Raw genomic sequence first — 18,427 nt, 5'->3', positions numbered from 1 at the left:
ACCCCCCCCTTCGACACACTGAATCTCCCAACTCAAGGCATCTCCCCTTTCAGGATGGCATCGATCCGCTCGCGCATTCTCTGAGGGTACTCCGGGCTGTACTCGGGCCAGCGGCCGGGCACCAGATAGGACTCACTGAGCCATGCCACAAAACGGGTGATCAAATTCCTATCAAAGGGTAGAAGATCTGGATCTGCCACCAAAGCCCGCAATTCATCAGCATTGTCCGCATGGGCTACCAGTCCCTCAATGTTGTAACAAGCATTGCCCAACGTAATCACCGGACTCCCCAGAAGCAGACTTTCGATTCCCACTGTGGAGTTGATGGTGATAACACCTCGTGAGCGGTCAATTAACTCCTGAGTGTCATTAGCATTGGCGTACAGAATGCGAGGATGGCGCTGATGCAGTTGCGGATAGCTTTTTTTGGAGGTGGGGTGCTCCTTGACCACATAAACTGTGTCACTAGGCAGTGCATCCAACGTCTCCTCCAGCACTTCGTGGAGCCGTTCCATGGACTTGATCCAGGGAGAGTGGATCAGAATCTGGGTATCATCGTAGACTTGGAAAGGCACAAACATATAGTTTTCGGGTAGCGTTATTGGCTCCCCCACAGGTGTCCTCGGCGGACGCCGTACCAGGGTGCTATCCACATGGATCCCCTGTGGCTCATAGGCCCGATAGAACGCCGGATCACGGGGCATACCGTTAGCGTAATTGATTCCCTTGCCATCAATCACCATAGTATTGGGTAGATAGCCCAGCTCTAGATAAGCCAAGGGAATACCCTGCTCACAGGCCCAGGCAATCACTGCTTGCTGCTTGTAATGCTCACCGTTAAGCACAAACACTAGATCCGGACGGCGACTGTCCGCTTCCCTTAGGATACCTGCCATCAAATGGACAATACGCAGGGCCAGACCGATACGGAACCAACGGCCGTGAGCGCCATTATTGAGACGCCCTTTATCAACCCGAAAACGCAACCAGTCCGGAAGCGCCCCACGATGTTGCCAGACCCAACGCAGCGCTCGCCAAGTCTGACCCAAACCTGGATGTTTGGCATTGATCACTGCGCCGTCCACCGGCATCTCATTCTTCAATGCCTGGAAATGTTTTTCCTGGTTACGGCTCATTGCCAGGAAGAGTACGTAAGGCAACGCCCGGTTCATCCGCTAGCCTCCTGTCTTCTGCCTAGGCGAAAAAGCACTGTCACTGATCAGCCCCCGCTGCTCCAGGGCAGCATAGAGCAACGTTTCCTGATAGTGCGCTTCGGCAGGGGAAAGTTTTTCCTGAATATGGTCTTCCGCATCCAGTCGGTAACGGTAGCCATAAATCAGATCCGTCATGATCTTGGTGTCGCCCTCCAGCAGACTGGCATTTGAGGGCGCATTCCCCTTACGCGTCTGAGAATATAACAGCAAGGGTTGCGTGTTGGCGCCATGCAGCAGGGAGCGGCCGAAAATTTCTGCCTGGCATTCTATGCCGAGCAGATCCAGCACCGTGGGCAGCACATCAAAGTGAGTAGAACGGGTCACTTCCCCGGCTGGCAACGCAGGGTGGCTGATCATCAAGGGCGTACGCACCTGTCCATTTACGCTGGAGCTGGAATGGGACACATAACCGAACTCACCAAAGCTCTGACCATGGTCACCGGTATAAATAATCAGAGTGTTGCCTAGATCACGCCGCTCGCCCAACGCTTCGAGAAACGTCTCAAGCACCGCGTCAGCTTCCTCTGCCGCGTTTCGGAAACTGATTTCTCGCCCTTCGCCCTGATGCCGGGAAAAACGCTCCTTGTTCACCACATGATAGGGAGAGTGGGTCTGCTCATTTTTTAGATGCAGAAAAAAAGGCCCATCGCCCAAGGCCTCATCCACGGCATCCAGGCTGTCCAGAAACCCATAGTCTCCACGCTCAGGATCCAGTGACAACGTATCCCGGTCCAACACTTTGTCAAAGCCGATATCCGACAGAATATCGCAGAGGTTAAAAAACCGAGTGCGGGAAATCATCATGTAAGCGGTGCGGTACCCCTGCTCTTTCAGCAGCGGCAGAAAAGGATAGTCATTGTTGACAGGGTAATTGCCCTGATAGAGATGCTGAATGGCCCTGTTAGTATTCGGGCAGCAGGCATAATGCATATGCGAGACCAGGGCATCCCGGGCAAAACGTTCGAGAAAGTCGAGGCGCGCCCCCTCATCATTGAACGGCCGGATAGCGTCCCTTGCCAGCGACTCCATGGTTACCAGAATCACATTGGCGCCCTTACACAAGCCAAAGCTGCCACTAGGCTGCGGTGACGCCATCGGCAGTGTTACCTGCCGATCGATATCCTTTTGTTTCAGGGACACGGAACGGTGTGGACGCAGACTGGCACCTTTGACAAGGTCCCTGACCGGAGAACGCACGGTAAAAAAAGGCGCATCCGAAAACTGGGCCACCAGCTTCAGCCCTGCCACCACCAGCAACAACACACCAGCAGCCAGAACCTGCCACAACGACCAGTTCACGGGAAGCCCACCAAGGTAGCTCAACAGGTACGCAATCCCTGCTAGCAGCCCTAGCCACACGGGAGCACCGATCAGACGAAACCGGCTCTTGGTTATCCCCATCAAGAAAAGTACGATCACACCCGCAACAGCAATATTGCGGCCGGACACACTTCCCTCTAACTGAAGGTAAAGCGCTGTCAAAAAGAGCACAATGGCAAGCGGCGTAGCCAGGAACCAAGAACGCTTTACCAGCGCATCGATGATCTCTCTGGAATCCCCGGAGAAACTCTCCGCCCCCTGCAAAAATATACGCAAATTGCTCAGGTTGACCTCAAAACCAAACAGGTGAACCAGAACAGCATCCAGCCACATTATCAGTAACGACAGACCGACCAGTGCTACCAGCCCCCCATAGAGCCAAGGAAAAGGAAAACTGGCCGACACCACCGCAGCAGCCAGAAAAAGCACCCATACATCATCCAGCCGTGGCCGGGTGTCCACATAATTACGCAGCGCATAAATCTTGCGCTGCATATAAACAATCGCTAGCGCCCCACTGAATAAAAGTGTCAGCGACAGCCCCTGCTGAGACCATTCAACCATCACAACTGTGATCCGTATTTTTTTCGATGACGTTTTGCCAGCTTGTCATAGGCCGGCCCCATGTCACGACATACCTGAGCCACAGAGCGCCCCCGCTGGCGCGCATAATTGGCCAGCATGGCTTCCACAATGTACTCGCTGATCTTTAATTCACGGGCATTGATCAGAAAACGAGCCAGGTCGCGACCGCAGCGCTTATTGCGAAACCATAGAGGTTTGCGTACGCCATCGAGATCAATTAGCACCAATTGTGGCTCACCGCGTGTCACCATCCAGTTGGCCCATTTGGTGTCACCGTGGACATAGCCAGCACCATGCAACCGCACCAACGTGTTGGACACTTCATCGAACAGCCTGAAGGCTCCGCCAATCGCATCCAGCCCTCGGTTCACGGCAACCGACTTTAGATCCTCCGCATCCAGGGCCTCACAGACAAAAAACGATGACGAACAGTCGCGTCGATGCTCGACCAGAAACGCCAGCGGCCGAGGGACTCGCACACCGATATCCTGTAGCGCAGCCGACACCCGAAACATACGCTGAGCACGAAAAACGCCGACCCATGCCAATAACCGCCGCAGCACACCTTTGGCCAGATAGTGCTTCACAAACACCGTGCCGGAAGGCGTTCTCAACAGGCGGGCCTCGACTTTACCACCCTGCTTGAGCACTGTGTGTTCCCCATCAAACCAGGGTTTCACGCCCGCTTTATCCAGCAGAAGCGACACCGGCCCTGCATCACGGTAAACCAGTCGAAAATCAGCGGTATCGTGGCTTTTCAGATCCACCTGGGTGCCTCCCGGCCTTTATCCTTCAGATAAAGCGCTTCCGCCCGCTTGCGAACCGCCAGCCAAAAACGGCTGTCTTCCTCAAGCGTCTGTCGCCAGGACTTGCCCATATAAATCGCCATGAGACGCAACAGATCCCGGCGGGTCAAGCCAATATCCATGGCGGAATAAAACAGTCCGCTCACGTCTTTCACTTGCCAGCGCCAAGGCACTTCGCGACGAAGCTGAGCCCGGTGTAGATCAATCAGGAACAACGGCGCCTCGCCATCACTCGCCTGATAACGGCTGAGCTCCATCAGAAAATGACACAAGTAAAAATCGCGGTGATTAATGCCTACATCATGCATGGCCCTGGCAACCTGTGCCACATTAGCCAGCAAGGAGCGCTTGAACTCCGGGCAAGGAGACTCCGCCTGCCACCACAGGCCCACATCCTCTAGACTCAGAGTATCTACCAAATCATCGGTGATCAGGAAGGATTCAACCCGCGCCGGATTCAACCCCCGCTCGCCATAACCAGCAATAGTCATGGTATGCAGTCCGGCAGCGGTTACCGCCTCTATGGCACGCACTTCGGAAAGCGCACTCACAATCGGAAAACGCAGCTGGCTCAGGTTCTTGAGCACCTCTCCCCAGCCCACACCACGATGATGCTTGAGAAAATAGCTTTTCCCATCCACAAAAAAACGCAGGGTCCGCCGCCCTTCCCGGGCACGAAACACCTCTCCATCCAGGGACTCGACACAGGCAAAGGGGTCTCGGTCTTGCCACGCCCGTGCGAATTCATCCCTGAGAAACAATTTGGTCATGAGTTTAGCAGAGCCTCGATTTCTTCCAGCACCTGTTGATGCATGCCGAACAGGTCTACCCGTTCGGCATAATCCAGCGCCGCCTGACGGTAATGGCCACCTTTACCGGAAAGCATATCGGCCAGGGCCTGATCCAATTGCTCCTGTCGGAACGGACTATCCACCACCTGCCCCGCTTTAGATTCACGCACATAACTCGCGTAGCCACAGGCTGCCGTGGTCAGGATAGGCAGGCCCGCCACAAGGGATTCAACCAGCACCATGCCGGCCGCTTCATGAGACGCAGGATGGATAAGCAGGTCAGCCCCTTGCAGGAGGGCGGGAACATCATCCCGGGCGCCGGCAAAAATCACCTGGTCAGACAACCCCAGCCTCTCGATATCGCCAACGAAGGGAGCACTGTCATCCTCACCCACCACAAGTAGTTTGACTGCCTCGGGATCGGGCAGACTGGCTATAGCCTGCAACGCCCTGCCCAATCCCTTGCGACGAAAATCAGATCCGAGGAAAAGCAGCAGACTCTCGCTATCCGCCAGCGAAAATTCCTGTCTTACACCCGCCCGTAACTGCTCGGCATTATCCCCGGGGCGGCGATCATTACGCACTCCTGGAGGCAGAACCCGATAGCGGCTCTCTGGCAAGTCATATTCACCCAGATAATCATCTCGCTGGCTGTTATTCAGGAACAGGATGCGAGTATGGCTCCCCGAACTGAAAAGCTGTTGTTCCAGCCGCAGGTAGGTCCGGTAGCGGGGCAAAAGACGAGTAAAGGCATTCTTCTCCATAACCCGCACGGCAAAACAATCATCGGCGGCAAAATACAAATCCCCGCCAGGAACGCGATTGAATACCATCAGCACATCAGCATTCACTGACTGCTTAAACTTCTGCGCCCGTTTACCAAACGCCACCATCGCCGCATGATTCGAACGCGGCGTCACCTTTTCTATAGTGACCTTGAGCCATTCTGGTCGCGGCCCATCCCAATCCGTGGTCAATACCTCCACCGAGTGACCGGCCTGGACACACAACTCCGCTACGCGAAGAAAATCTCGCTGAAGCCCCCCGTAAGGAAAATAGCGAAACAGCGCGAACGCCACTGTCCTATGTTGCTGCATCATCCACTCAGCTCCCGTAAACGCTGCCAGACAAAACCCGGTTTCAGACTGCTGAAGCAAGGCGGTACAACCCCCTGGCCCAGCACCCCACGATAGGTACATTTTTCCTGCACGCAAGGCGCACAGGGAAAGTCCGCCGCCAGCGAGTAGGCGCGGACGCCCCTCACTCCGGTGAGCACTGGATCTGTAGGACCGTACAACCCTACGCCCGGCAACCCTGCCGCAGCAGAAAGGTGGGCCAGCCCAGTATCCACCGCAATAAAAGCGTCCCACTCCAGTAGCTTGTCAGTGAGGGCACTCAACCCCATCGCAGGCAGCACCGTTGCACCTTTCAGCCCTGCCACTAGGCGTTCGGCACGGGATTTTTCCGACTCGTTGCCCCAGGGCAGGAAAACTCGATGGCCTTCACTGGTAGCCAACTCCAGTAACTGGCGCCAGAAGGCCTCCGGATAATGCTTAGTCGGCCAGGTGGTGCCATGGCAAAACACCAGTTGTGCCGGGCGGCTCAAGGTTGTGGGCACATGGCTGCGCGGCAGGCCGTAATCCGGGGCACCATCGGGCAGGTCGTACGACAGCGCCAGCGCAAACAGTTGCCGCACCCGGTCAATGGCATGCTGACCCTTCGCCACCGGCAGAGGGTGATCGAGAGCCCTGGCAGACAAGCCTTCCCGGGCGGACTGTTTATCCAGCCCGAATTTTTCCCCGCGCGCCAAACGGGTCACGAAGGCGCTCTTGATCAGGCCCTGGGCATCAATCACCGCATCATAGGACGTTGCCTGAACGGCGGATTTGAAGGCGGCCCATTCACCGGAGCGGCGAGCCTTGAGAGGATGTTTGCGCCAGCGGCGCAGGGCACAAGGGAAAACCTGATGGACCGCCGGGTGGCGACGGGCCAGATCGGCAAAGGCCTCTTCCACCACCCAGTCCACCTGCAGATCGGGAATGGCCGACAGCGCATCAGTCAGCGCCGGCAAGGTGTGGATCACATCCCCCATGGAGGAGGTTTTGATCAGCAGCACGCGCATGTCAGAACCCGCTCGCCGTCAACGTCAGGCATCCGCGCTTTCCAGCTGCTGCAGGGCGTCGATCACCTGCGAGGGGGGCAACTGGCGCAGACAGTTCAAATGCCCCAGCGGGCATTCCCGTTCGAAACAGGGGCTGCATTCCAACCCCAGCCGTACCACTGCCACTCTATCACCCAGCGGTGGCGTAAACCCCGGCGAGGTGGAACCGTACACTGCTACCAGTGGACGCTTGAGGGCGGCGGCAATATGCATCAGCCCGGAATCGTTGCTGACCACCGCAGTGGTGGCCGACAACAGATCCACCGCCTGCTCCAGGGAAGTATTACCCGCCAGCACCACGGCATGCTCATCCGCACTGTTATCCAGCATCTCGACGATGGTATCAGCCACGGGCTGATCCTTGCCGGAGCCGAAGATCCATACCTGGCCACCGTGCTCAATCCAGTGCTGTGCCACCGCCGCGTAATGATGCTCCGGCCAGCGCTTGGACGGACCGAATTCGGCACCGGGACACAGGCCCAGCACCGGCCGTTGCGTATCAAGGCCATGTGTCGCGATAGCGTCTTGAAGCGAGTCGTCACTGACTTCCAGGTGCGGCGCAGTAATGGTATCCAGTTTCGGTGCCGGCGCATCCGGTGACAGCGCCAGCGCTACAAAGCGCTGCACCATCAATGGGTGACCTTCCTTGTCCAGCTTGCGCACGTCGTTCAGCAGGCCGTAACGCATTTCCCCACGCCACCCGATACGCTGCGGGATCTTTGCCGACCAGGGCACCAACGCAGACTTGAGGGAATTGGGCAGCACATAACTCTGCTGGTACTGACCACGCAGGGATTTGCCCAGCGCATGTCGCTCACCCAGCTTCAGGTCGCCATGATCGAAAGGCAGCGATAGCGCCTCGCGCACTTCCGGCATGCGCGACAGCAACGGCCGACACCAGGCCGGCGCCAGCACATCGATGGCACAGTCCGGGTATTGGCGACGCAGTTCGGAAAAAAGGGTCTGGGCCATTACCATGTCACCGACCCAGGACGGGCCGACGACAAGGATGGCGGAGGGCGAGTCGGACAAGAATGCCGGCATGCGCCTGCTCAGCTCACGTAAGTGAGCCAGCCTCCGTAGTTTTCATCCTGTTTGCCGCGCACCAGGTCGAAATACACCGCCTGCAACTGCTCGGTAATCGGACCACGCTTGCCTGCGCCAATGATGCGTCCATCCAGCTCCCGAATCGGCATGACCTCTGCGGCGGTACCCGTGAAGAAAGCTTCATCGGCGATATACAGCTCATCACGAGTAATGCGTTTCTCACGCACCGGATAACCTCGCTCTTCGGCCAACTGAATGATGGTTTTGCGGGTAATGCCGTCCAGACAGGACGTCAGCTCCGGGGTGTAAAGCACGCCGTCGCGAACCAGGAATACGTTTTCACCGGAGCCTTCTGCCACATAGCCTTCGTTGTCCAACAACAGCGCCTCATCGGCACCGCCGGACAGGGCTTCATTAAGGGCCAACATGGAATTCATGTAATTGCCGTTGGCCTTCGCCTTGCACATGGTGATGTTCACGTGGTGACGGGTGTAGCTGGAGGTTCGCACCTTGATGCCCAGCTCCAGGGCTTCCGGAGACATGTAGGACGGCCATTCCCAGGCTGCCACCATGACATGCACTTTCAGATTGTGGGCGCGCAGGCCCATCCCTTCGCTGCCATAAAACGCCATCGGGCGCAGGTAAGCGTGGGGCAAATTATTTTCCCGAATAGACGACAGGTGCGCCTCGTTGATCTGCTCTTTGGTGAAGGGCAGTTTCATGTTGAGGATATGCGCACTGTTGAAAAAGCGGTCGGTGTGATCCTGCAGACGGAAAATCGCCGGCCCTTTTGCCGTCTCATAGGCGCGCACACCTTCGAACACACCCATGCCATAGTGCAGAGTGTGCGTGAGCACGTGAACCTTCGCGTCCTGCCAGGGAACCAGTTCGCCATCCAACCAGATAAAACCGTCTCTTACAGCCATCGACATGGCAGTGATACTCCCAGAGCTAAGGACCTGCAGGTGTCAGCCCTGCAGGTCGAACCAGTGCTTCCAGATCGCTCGCACGCCTTCACGCAAATCGCGGAATTGAGTGTCGTCGACAATGGATTTCTCTTTGCGCAACGAGGCGCGATGAGCCGCGGATCGGTAAGCGAGGTACGCTTCCCGCAGCAGGCCGGCATCCTGTGCCGACATAATATCCAGTGCAGCCAGTGTTTCGAGCAGCCGCACATTATCGGTGAAGCGGGTCAGTTCACCGTGGGAGGAGGCCCATCTCAGAACCCCGTATTGCACCATAAATTCGATATCAACGATACCACCCGGATCCTGCTTGAGATGGAAGCGCTCCTCCCCTTTCTCCCCCAGGTGGTCAACCATCTTGTCGCGCATGGCCAGGACATCTTCGCGCAGCTTGTCCAGGGGACGCTCGGCGCACAGCACCTGGTGGCGGATCGCATCAAAGCGCGCCCGGGCCCGGTTGCAACCGGCCACCACGCGGGCACGCACCAGGGCCTGATGCTCCCAGGTCCAGGCTTGATTGAGCTGATACTTCTCAAAGGAATCCATGGAACTCACCAGCAGACCGGCACTGCCGGAAGGCCGCAAGCGGGTGTCCACTTCGTAGAGCTGACCGCTCATGGTACGGGTGGAAAGGATGTGGATGATGCGCTGCCCCAGGCGAGCATAGAATTGCTCGTTGGACACCGGCTTGTCGCCATCGGTCACGCCGCCGCTGGCTGCATCGTGCAGGAATACCAGATCCAGATCGGAGTTGTGGCCCAACTCGATACCGCCCAGTTTGCCATAGCCCGCCACCACGAAATCCGGACTGCAGGGCTGGCCATCGGTCCGCGAGGGGCGGCCGTGGCGCTCCACCAGCGGCTCCCAGGCGAGCATCACCACCTGGTTGAGAATGCTTTCCGCCAGCCAGGTCAGATAGTCACTGACCTTCATCAGTGGCAGCACTTCGGTCACTTCCGAGGCAGCCACCCGCAACAGATGGGCCTGCTTGAAGTTACGCAGCACCTCCATCTGCTGTTCCAGATCATCCTCGGCCACGCGCAGCAACTGCTGACGCAGCTCGTCGTCCAGCTCTGCCCGCTCCGGTGGCGAATAGAGAGTGCGCACATCCAGCAATTCGTCCAGCAGCACCGGATGCAGAGTGAGGCGCTCGGCAATCCAGGGGCTCGCGCCGGACAGCTTCACCAGCTGGGTCAGCGCACTGGGATTTTCCACCAACAGGGCGATGTAGGCACTACGGCGCAGTACCGCTTCCACAAAGGCCAGCAGCCGCACCACGGTGGTTTCGCCATGGCCCTGATAACCCAACGCCTCCAGCAGCAGAGGCATCAGCCGGTCCAGACGCTCGCGGCCGATCGCCTGCATGTTCTGCACCGAGCGACCTTCACGGAAATTATTCAGATGGGCGTAGACCTTGTCGCCCTCCTGCACGCCGATGGCTGCCAGTTGGGCCGCAGCCTGGGCCTCATCCAGCTCGCCCAGCCACAGATCCAGCAACTCCTGATCAGCGCCCTGGGCGGCATCGGTTTCCTGCTCCGGGTCTGCAATCACCTGGCTGAAATGATGACGCACGCTTTCCCGGCAGCGACGCAACTTGCGCTCGAAGGCGGCCCGGGCGGAAAAGCCCATGGCGAAGGTCAGACGCTGCCAGCCAAGCTCGTCGTCCGGCAGGCGCTGGGTCTGCTTATCGGCTACTCCCTGTAATCGATGCTCTACGTCCCGCAGGAACAGATAGGCTTCGGTCAGCTCATCCGCCACGTCCTCGGGCAGCAATTCCAGCTCCACCAGTTGCGGCAGCACCTTGATCAGGTTCGGTTCCCGCAGGGCCGGCAGCTGGCCACCACGGATCAGCTGGAACGCCTGAACGATAAATTCCACTTCACGGATGCCGCCGGCACCCAGCTTCACATCCGCCTGCATGCCCTTGCGGTTCACTTCCCGCTCGATCAGGGACTTCATCTCACGCAGGGAGTGGAAGGCCCCGTAGTCTATATAACGACGATAGACGAAGGGATTGAGCCGCTTGATCAGGCGTTTTCCCGCCTGCAGATCACCACCCACCGGGCGCATCTTGATCAGCGCATAACGTTCCCACTCGCGTCCCTGGGTCTCGTAATACCCTTCCATGGCATCGAAACCAATGGCCAGGACGCCGCTCTTGCCCCAGGGGCGCAGGCGCATGTCCACCCGAAATACGAAACCGTCGGCGGTGGGCTGGTCCAGGGCCTTGATCAACTGCTGGCCCAGGCGCACGAAAAACTGGTGATGGCTAAGGCTGCGTCGCTCACCCTCGATTTCGCCTTCATGCTCATAGGCGAAAATCAGATCAATGTCCGAGGACAGGTTCAGCTCCCGCGCCCCCAGCTTGCCCATGGCCAGCACCACCAGCTTCACCGGCTTGCCATCCGGCCCCACCGGGGTGCCACTTTTCTCACAGGCCCAGCCGTGCAGCACGGTCAGCGCTTCCTGTATCAGGGTATCCGCCAGCAGCGACAGATCCGCCACAGTGCTGTGATAATCCCCAATCCCGGCCAGATCCCGCCAGATGATGCGCACCATATGGCGGTGGCGCAGACGGCGCAGGGTACGCTTGAGTTCATCCTCGCTGTGACAGGCGGCCAACTGCTCCTGCACGGTCTGACGGAGCGAATCCTCAGCCAGGGCGCCACTCGGATCACTGTCCTCAAGCCACTGGCCCAGGCCCGGATCACGCTGAAACTGCTGCGCCACATAGTCGGAGCCCGCCCACACCCGGGGCAGGTCATCAAGCAGGGCGTCGGGGATACGGTGACCGGATTCCACAAAGTGTTGCCAGTGCTGGCTGACCAGCACCGACAGTTCATCCGGCAGAGCGTGATATTGGGGTTCTTTCATGGGCGGCTATTGTCGTACGGGAGGGAGAGAAAGGCTAGAGGGCAGGAAGGAGTTGCACGTTGAAAGTTCAAAGCTGAAAGGCGCGGGAAGAGCCTGGACCGCTTAACTCAGGCCGTGCCCGCGATTCACGATCGCAGGTTCGCCATGCAAGCAAGCTCCTACAGCGGCCTAATGAGTCATGCTCACAGACGGGACAGCCATGCCGCGCGAAGCGCCGCCTTTCCCGGGTGCCGCCAATCCTTTCTTCGCGCCTTTCAACTTTGAACTTTCAACTTGCTCATTTTCTATCCCAGCAAAATATCCTGGGACGGCGTCACCCGCATTACCTCTTCAATGGTGGTCAGCCCCTTCGCCACTTTCATGGCGCCGCTGATGCGCAGGGGCTTCATACCATTCTTGAGCGACTGACGGGTGAGGGTTTCCAGTTCGGCGCCCCGGGAAATCTGCTGTTTCAGGGCGGTATTCAGGGGCATGGTTTCATAGACCCCCACGCGACCCAGGTAGCCGGTATCCCGACATTCCAGGCAGCCCACCGGCCGATAGATAACTTCCGGCGGCTTCATCTTGAAGGGGCGCACCAGCTCCTCCCAGGCCTGCACATCGGTCTCCGTGGCTTGCTTGCAGTGAGGACAGAGGGTGCGGATCAGCCGCTGAGCCATCACCCCCAGCACCGTGGCGCTGATCATGTAGGGCGGCACCCCCAAATCCACCAGCCGGGTAATGGACGACGGCGCATCGTTGGTATGCAACGTGGACAACACCAGGTGACCGGTAAGTGCCGCCTGAATCGCCATGTCTGCTGTAGCCAGGTCACGGATCTCGCCGATCATGATGATATCCGGGTCTTGGCGCAGCATGGCCTTGACCCCCTGGGCAAAACTCACGTCGATATTGGCCTGCACCTGCATCTGATTGAAGCTGGACTCCACCATTTCGATGGGGTCCTCAATGGTGCAGACATTCACCTCGCTGGTGGCCAGCTGCTTTAGGGTGGAATACAGGGTGGTGGTCTTGCCTGAACCGGTGGGCCCGGTGACGAAGATGATCCCATGGGGATGCGAGGTCATCCGCTGCCAGGACTCATAGTCCTCCGAGGTGAAGCCCATCTGCTCGAAGCTTCGCACCAGGACATCCGGGTCAAACACCCGCATCACCATCTTTTCCCCGAAGGCAGTAGGCAGGGTGGAAAGTCGCAGCTCGATCTCATCCCCCTCCGGCGACTTGGTCTTCAAACGGCCATCCTGGGGTTTGCGCTTTTCCGCCACATTCAGGCGACTGAGAATTTTCAGTCGGCTGGTCACCGCCGCCATGATCGCCGCCGGCAGTTCGTAGACATCGTGCAGTACGCCATCGATACGGAAGCGCATCTTGCCGGTTTCCCGGCGCGGCTCCAGGTGAATATCGCTGGCCCGCTGGGAAAACGCATACTGCAGAATCCAGTCCACAATATTGACGATGTGCTGGTCATCCGCGTCATGATGCCCCTTACCCACTTCCAACAACTGCTCGAAGTTGGTGATGCCGGACATTTCCTGGCCGGTTTTGCCGGAAGCACCGGCGATGGAACGGCTCAGGTTGTAGAACTCAACGCGGTAGCGGCGCAGCTGCTCCGGGTTGGCCAGCACCACCTCCAGCTCCCGGTCGCGCAGCACCTGCTTGAGGTGGGCCTGCCAGTCACGCACAAAGGGCTGATCGCAGGCCACCACCACCTTGTCGCGCAGCACTTCCAACGCCACGATGCCGTGGCGCTCGGCAAAGGCGTAGCTCATCACATTGGTGACCTGGTCCACATGCACCTTGAGTGGATCAATATGGCAGACCCGGATACCTGCCTTCTCCCCCAGCCAGCGAGTAAGAAATTCCACATCCAGCAACTGATGGGTATTACTGCGATCGGTAAGCCGATACTTGGCCAGCACCTGGATCGGATGCCAGTTCAGCTCCTTCTTTTCCCGCGGCGTGGTGGAAATGACATTGAAGTCCTCCTGACTGACGCGCCCTTCTTCCAGCAACTCGCGCATCAGCCAGCGCACATCAATCAGCAGACCATCCAGTTTGGCGGGGTTGGCGGTGGCGTTCACTCAAGACTCTCCGGTTTGACCAACGGGCCGTCCTGCGGCCTCATTATTTTGTCCTAGTACTGTAACCCTATCATTGAACCCCTGACAGCCCCGGCGGCTTTGACTATACTCGCGACCAGTTTCATGACATGTCTGTGACAGACGCACGGTCGTGCCATGACCCGAGCCCTGTCCCTACTGGGCGACCGCCCGGGAAAGTGGGACACTGATTCCACCTGAAGCCCCTGCTTCAGGTTTTACTCTGACTCTGGATCCGAGGCGCCTATGTCCTTTGGAAGCTCCATTGCCGGCCTGTTTGGCCGCTCCCCCATCAAGCCCCTGCAGCAACACTACGACACCGTTCACGATTGTGCCCGCACCCTGGCGGACTTCTTCGCCGCCGTTACCGAAGGGGACTGGGACAAGGCACGCGCTGCTCGCAAGCGTATCGCCGAGCTGGAAAACCAGGCAGACGAACTGAAAAAAGAGTTCCGCCTGAACCTGCCAAAAAGCCTGTTTCTGCCCATGCCGCGCACCGATCTGCTCGATTTGATCAGCGTGCAGGACAAGGTGGCCAACAAGGCCAAGGACATCTCAGGCCTGATGCTCGGACGGCAGATGAGCATCCCGCCGGTGCTGGCCGAGGTGATGCGCGATTACGTTCAGGGCGCCATCGATACCTCCGCCCAGGCGCAAAAAGCCATCAACGAACTCGATGAACTGATCGAGACCGGCTTCAGTGGCCGTGAAATCCAGATCGTGGAAGAGCTCATCGAAGAGCTGGACCGCCTGGAGCGCAACAACGACGAGCAGCAGATCACCATCCGTTCCACCCTGTTCAAGCTGGAAAGCGAACTGCCCCCGGTGGATGTCATTTTTCTCTACAAGATCATCGAATGGGTAGGCGATCTCGCTGATCGCGCCCAGAAAGTGGGCGGCCGCCTGCAGATGCTGGTCGCACGCTAGGAGCTATCTTATGGAGTGGATGATTGAACACAGCTACCTGATGCTGTTGCTGGCCGGCGCTTTCGGCTTTCTGATGGCCTGGGGCGTGGGCGCCAACGACGTAGCCAACGCCATGGGCACCTCGGTGGGCTCCGGTGCCCTGACGGTGAAACAGGCGGTGATGATCGCCATCGTCTTTGAATTCTGCGGCGCCTATCTGGCCGGTGGCGAAGTGACCGCCACGGTACGCAAAGGCATCGTCGATGCCGGCGTCTTTGCCGAGTTTCCCCACTATCTGGTCTACGGGATGATGTCTGCCCTGCTGGCCGCCGGTATCTGGCTGATTGTTGCCTCCTGGTTCGGCTGGCCGGTCTCCACCACCCACTCCATCGTCGGCGCCATTGTCGGCTTTGCGGCAGTGGGCGTGGGCATGGATGCGGTCAACTGGGGCAAGGTGGGCAACATCGTCGCCAGCTGGGTCACCTCGCCCTTGCTGGCCGGCTTTATCTCCTTTGCCCTGATCAAGAGCGTACAGAAGTTGGTGCTCAACCAGGACGACCCCTTCCAGCGGGCCAAGCGGGTGGTGCCCTTCTACATGTTCCTGGTGGGCTTCGCGATTAGCGCCGTCACCCTGCTGAAAGGTCTCAAGCATATCGGCCTGGAAATCAGCTATGGCGCCAGTCTTGGCTGGTCCGCCGTCGGCGGCCTGATAGTCGCCGTGATCGGCGCCGCTATTCTCAGCCGTATCCAGCCCAACCCGGAAGCCGACAAGGATTTCCGCTTTCACTCCGTGGAGCGCATCTTTGCCGTACTGATGATCTTCACCGCCTGTGCCATGGCCTTCGCCCACGGTTCCAATGATGTGGCCAACGCGGTGGGCCCGCTGGCCGCCATCAACAGCGTCATCGTCAACGAAGGTGTGATCGGCGGCGAAGCCGCCATGCCTGGCTGGATTCTGCTGGTCGGCGCCATGGGCATCGTCTTCGGTCTCGCCATTCTCGGCGCCAGGGTAATGGCCACGGTGGGCAAGAACATCACCGAGCTGACCCCCAGCCGCGGCTTCGCCGCCGAGCTGGGTGCCGCCGGCACCGTGATCCTGGCCTCCGGCACCGGCCTGCCCATCTCCACCACCCACACCCTGGTGGGGGCGATCCTGGGCGTGGGCATGGCCCGCGGCATCGGCTCCCTGAACCTGCGCGTGGTCAGCACCATCTTTACCTCCTGGGTGGTGACCCTGCCGGCCGGGGCCCTGCTGTCCATTCTGTTCTTCTACTTCTTCAAGGGCCTGTTCGGGGCGTAATAACGCTGACAGGCTTCACGCAGCACACTGACGCCGCCCTCCGGGCGGCGTTTTTGTTCGCGGTCGATCGACCGCTCCCACGGGAGCCAGAACCCACCTTTGCGGGAGCGGTCGTTCGACCGCGATTACCCACATCTGGCATCACACCACAGCCGCTGGCTATACTGGCCTGTCAGCCACCAACCGCCGAGACATGCCGTGCCCAGCAACACCCCCGACAATCAGGTCCACTGGTTCCGCAATTCGTCCCCGTACATTAACGCCCATCGGGGGCGCACCTTTGTGGTCATGCTTTCCGGCGAACTACTGGACGGCCCGCGCCTGCCTACCCTGATCCACGATCTGGCCCTGCTCAACAGCCTGGGCATCAAGCTGGTGCTGGTCCACGGTGCCCGCCCGCAGATCAGCGCGCGGCTGGCGGAGTCCGGCATCGAATCCACCTTTGAACAACACATGCGCATCACTGACAGCGCCGCCCTCAACGGCGTCATGGCGGCGGTGGGTGCCCTGCGCCTGAAACTGGAAGGGCTGTTCTCCATGGGGCTGGCCAACTCCCCCATGTACAACGCCGGTATCCGCCTGATCAGCGGTAATTTCGTGGTCGCCAAGCCGGTAGGGGTACGCAACGGTTTTGACTACCAGCACACTGGCGAAGTGCGGCGCATCGAAGTGGACGCCATCCGCCAGCAACTGAGCAATGGCAATGTGGTGCTGCTGTCACCCCTGGGCTGCTCGCCCACCGGTGAACTGTTCAACGTGAATGCGGAAGAAGTCGCCTCCACCGCCGCCATCGCCCTGGGCGCAGACAAGCTCATCCTGATGGGTGATGACCTGCGCCTGGCCGACCCGGAAGGCAACCTGGTCCGCGAACTTAGCCCCCAGCAGGCAGGCAAATTGCTTGCGGGCGACCAATACGAAGATAACGGCGTCGATCGACAGCTCACCGCCGCCTGCCACGCCGCCAGCAACGGCGTGGGCCGGGCGCACCTGATCGACGCCAACGACGACGGCGCCCTGCTCAAGGAACTGTTCACCCGTGACGGCTGCGGCACCCTGGTTACCCGGGAAACTTACGAGACACTGCGTGGCGCCCGCATCGACGACGTGGGCGGCATCCTGGAACTGATCGAACCCCTGGAAGCGGACGGCACCCTGGTGCGCCGTTCCCGGGAACTGCTGGAAAACGAAATCCAGCGCTTCGCCATAATCGAACGCGACGGCATGGTAGTCGCCTGCGCCGCCCTCTATCCCTTCCCGGACGACAAGACCGGCGAACTGGCCTGCGTGGCCGTCCACCCCGGCTATCGCAAGGGCGAGCGCGGCGCCCAACTACTGGGCTACCTGGAACGGCGGGCTAAGGAACAGGGGCTGACCAGCCTGTTCGTGCTCACCACCCTGACCGCGCACTGGTTTCAGCAGCAGGGGTTTGAACTGGCTGGGGTGGAAGCGCTGCCGGGGGCCCGCAAGTCGCTGTATAACTGGCAGCGGAATTCGAAGGTGTTTGTGAAGGGGCTGTAGCCGATGCCACTCAGCCAGCCACCGTACGGTTGGCGTTGGAGCCATGCTCGCATGGCGAAGGGCTTGCAAGGAATGAACGCCGGCCATAATACGCCTGTCGCATGCATAGCATTGTTAGCAGTGTACATCTATCAATGACCAAAATACGGCAGCACAATAAACGGAAGAATAACCCCAAACACCACAGCCAACCCCATTTGCTTTATGAAGCCTTTCGGCCAACCGACAACCAAAAAAATAATCCAAAGCCAGGCAACTGAAGCAGACAAAAGCCCTTCTGATTTATAAATTCCAGAGACATACATGCCGTAGAATACAATCAACGGCGAAATCTTCAGCATACGCAGAAGTTGACGCCCTTCTTCGGCACTCTCTTTTTTGATGGACTCTAAGTTAGATTGTCTCTGGCTCTCCAAATAGACTCCCCGGTTTTCACTCGCTAACGCCAGTGGTAATGGGCGCGAACGGAGCGCAGCGAAGTTGGCGTCCCGTTGACCACCTTGTTAGTGCTTTTTGCGTCGAAGATACTCTCCGAAACACGCTGGAAAGTTGTTCTCGCACCACTTGGATAACTCGCCATCTGTGTTTGGCTGAAATATTGATTTATCCGCACAGTACAACAGAAGCGGTTTGCCTTGACCGAACGCATTCCACAGTTTGTTAATGCTGACGCTGCCCGCACCGATCGACGACGCGGCCCCGTAGCCCTCGGCATCAGCTATAGCCGCGTAGCCCGATTCAGTGACCGTGCCTGACTCAAACTCTTCTTCGTGTGACTGCAATGTGTTCATAGCACTAACAGCGTATTCAATTGCACTTGCGATATATCACTTTGCAATAT

General features: G+C 58.7%; 14 protein-coding genes. 3 read left to right on the top strand and 11 right to left on the bottom strand.

Annotation, left to right across the window (positions count from 1 at the left end; translation table 11 throughout):
• Positions 1-32: 32 nt before the first annotated feature.
• The 10 genes from B3Q33_RS04750 to B3Q33_RS04705 all read right to left on the bottom strand — a co-directional run bounded on the left by B3Q33_RS04750 (position 33) and on the right by B3Q33_RS04705 (position 13,784).
• The gene (locus B3Q33_RS04750) at positions 33-1,172 is read right to left on the bottom strand and encodes a polysaccharide synthesis/modification protein (protein WP_272975570.1); all 1,140 of its coding nucleotides are present in this window, start codon (positions 1,170-1,172) and stop codon (positions 33-35) included.
• Positions 1,173-1,175: 3 nt separating this feature from the next.
• On the bottom strand, positions 1,176-3,098 hold the full coding sequence (locus B3Q33_RS04745; protein ID WP_272975569.1) for a sulfatase-like hydrolase/transferase: 1,923 nt from the start codon (positions 3,096-3,098) through the stop codon (positions 1,176-1,178).
• A complete protein-coding gene (locus B3Q33_RS04740) occupies positions 3,098-3,886 on the bottom strand; it encodes a lipopolysaccharide kinase InaA family protein (RefSeq protein WP_272975568.1) in 789 nt (262 codons plus the stop codon). The genes B3Q33_RS04745 and B3Q33_RS04740 overlap by 1 nt, the downstream gene beginning before the upstream one ends.
• Positions 3,877-4,695 carry a lipopolysaccharide core heptose(I) kinase RfaP gene (rfaP, locus tag B3Q33_RS04735; RefSeq protein ID WP_272975567.1) on the bottom strand — a complete coding sequence of 273 codons (819 nt, stop codon included), beginning with the start codon at positions 4,693-4,695 and terminating at the stop codon, positions 3,877-3,879. Before rfaP ends, B3Q33_RS04740 begins: the two co-directional genes overlap by 10 nt.
• Complete coding sequence (locus B3Q33_RS04730; protein ID WP_273010197.1) at positions 4,692-5,795, bottom strand: glycosyltransferase family 4 protein; 1,104 nt, start codon at positions 5,793-5,795, stop codon at positions 4,692-4,694. Before B3Q33_RS04730 ends, rfaP begins: the two co-directional genes overlap by 4 nt.
• Positions 5,796-5,812: 17 nt before the next feature.
• Positions 5,813-6,838 carry a lipopolysaccharide heptosyltransferase I gene (gene waaC / locus B3Q33_RS04725; protein ID WP_272975565.1) on the bottom strand — a complete coding sequence of 342 codons (1,026 nt, stop codon included), beginning with the start codon at positions 6,836-6,838 and terminating at the stop codon, positions 5,813-5,815.
• 24 nt (positions 6,839-6,862) lie between these two features.
• The gene (waaF, locus tag B3Q33_RS04720) at positions 6,863-7,921 is read right to left on the bottom strand and encodes a lipopolysaccharide heptosyltransferase II (protein WP_272975564.1); all 1,059 of its coding nucleotides are present in this window, start codon (positions 7,919-7,921) and stop codon (positions 6,863-6,865) included.
• An 8-nt stretch (positions 7,922-7,929) separates the two neighbouring features.
• The gene (locus tag B3Q33_RS04715; RefSeq protein ID WP_272975563.1) at positions 7,930-8,856 is read right to left on the bottom strand and encodes a branched-chain amino acid transaminase; all 927 of its coding nucleotides are present in this window, start codon (positions 8,854-8,856) and stop codon (positions 7,930-7,932) included.
• Between the two features lie 36 nt (positions 8,857-8,892).
• Positions 8,893-11,763, bottom strand: a complete 2,871-nt coding sequence (gene glnE, locus B3Q33_RS04710; protein ID WP_272975562.1) for a bifunctional [glutamate--ammonia ligase]-adenylyl-L-tyrosine phosphorylase/[glutamate--ammonia-ligase] adenylyltransferase — start codon at positions 11,761-11,763, stop codon at positions 8,893-8,895.
• Between the two features lie 284 nt (positions 11,764-12,047).
• On the bottom strand, positions 12,048-13,784 hold the full coding sequence (locus B3Q33_RS04705) for a GspE/PulE family protein (RefSeq protein ID WP_273010198.1): 1,737 nt from the start codon (positions 13,782-13,784) through the stop codon (positions 12,048-12,050).
• A gap of 324 nt (positions 13,785-14,108) precedes the next feature.
• Between B3Q33_RS04705 and B3Q33_RS04700 the strand changes: the two genes are divergently transcribed.
• From B3Q33_RS04700 to argA, 3 genes are all read left to right on the top strand, one after another.
• Positions 14,109-14,789 (top strand): TIGR00153 family protein, encoded by a 681-nt coding sequence (locus B3Q33_RS04700; RefSeq protein ID WP_272962730.1) that lies wholly within the window; start codon positions 14,109-14,111, stop codon positions 14,787-14,789.
• Between the two features lie 10 nt (positions 14,790-14,799).
• On the top strand, positions 14,800-16,068 hold the full coding sequence (locus B3Q33_RS04695; RefSeq protein ID WP_272975560.1) for an inorganic phosphate transporter: 1,269 nt from the start codon (positions 14,800-14,802) through the stop codon (positions 16,066-16,068).
• Positions 16,069-16,266: 198 nt separating this feature from the next.
• A complete protein-coding gene (gene argA, locus B3Q33_RS04690) occupies positions 16,267-17,586 on the top strand; it encodes an amino-acid N-acetyltransferase (protein WP_272975559.1) in 1,320 nt (439 codons plus the stop codon).
• A 131-nt stretch (positions 17,587-17,717) separates the two neighbouring features.
• Here argA and B3Q33_RS04685 read toward each other — a convergent pair whose 3' ends face one another.
• Positions 17,718-18,002 carry a hypothetical protein gene (locus B3Q33_RS04685; protein ID WP_272975558.1) on the bottom strand — a complete coding sequence of 95 codons (285 nt, stop codon included), beginning with the start codon at positions 18,000-18,002 and terminating at the stop codon, positions 17,718-17,720.
• Positions 18,003-18,427: the final 425 nt, after the last annotated feature.

Origin of the sequence: Alcanivorax sp. UBA3183 (assembly GCF_002364155.1) — a bacterium.
Taxonomy (GTDB): Bacteria; Pseudomonadota; Gammaproteobacteria; order Pseudomonadales; family Alcanivoracaceae; genus Alcanivorax; species Alcanivorax jadensis.
This window is presented reverse-complemented; position numbering and strand designations above follow the sequence as displayed.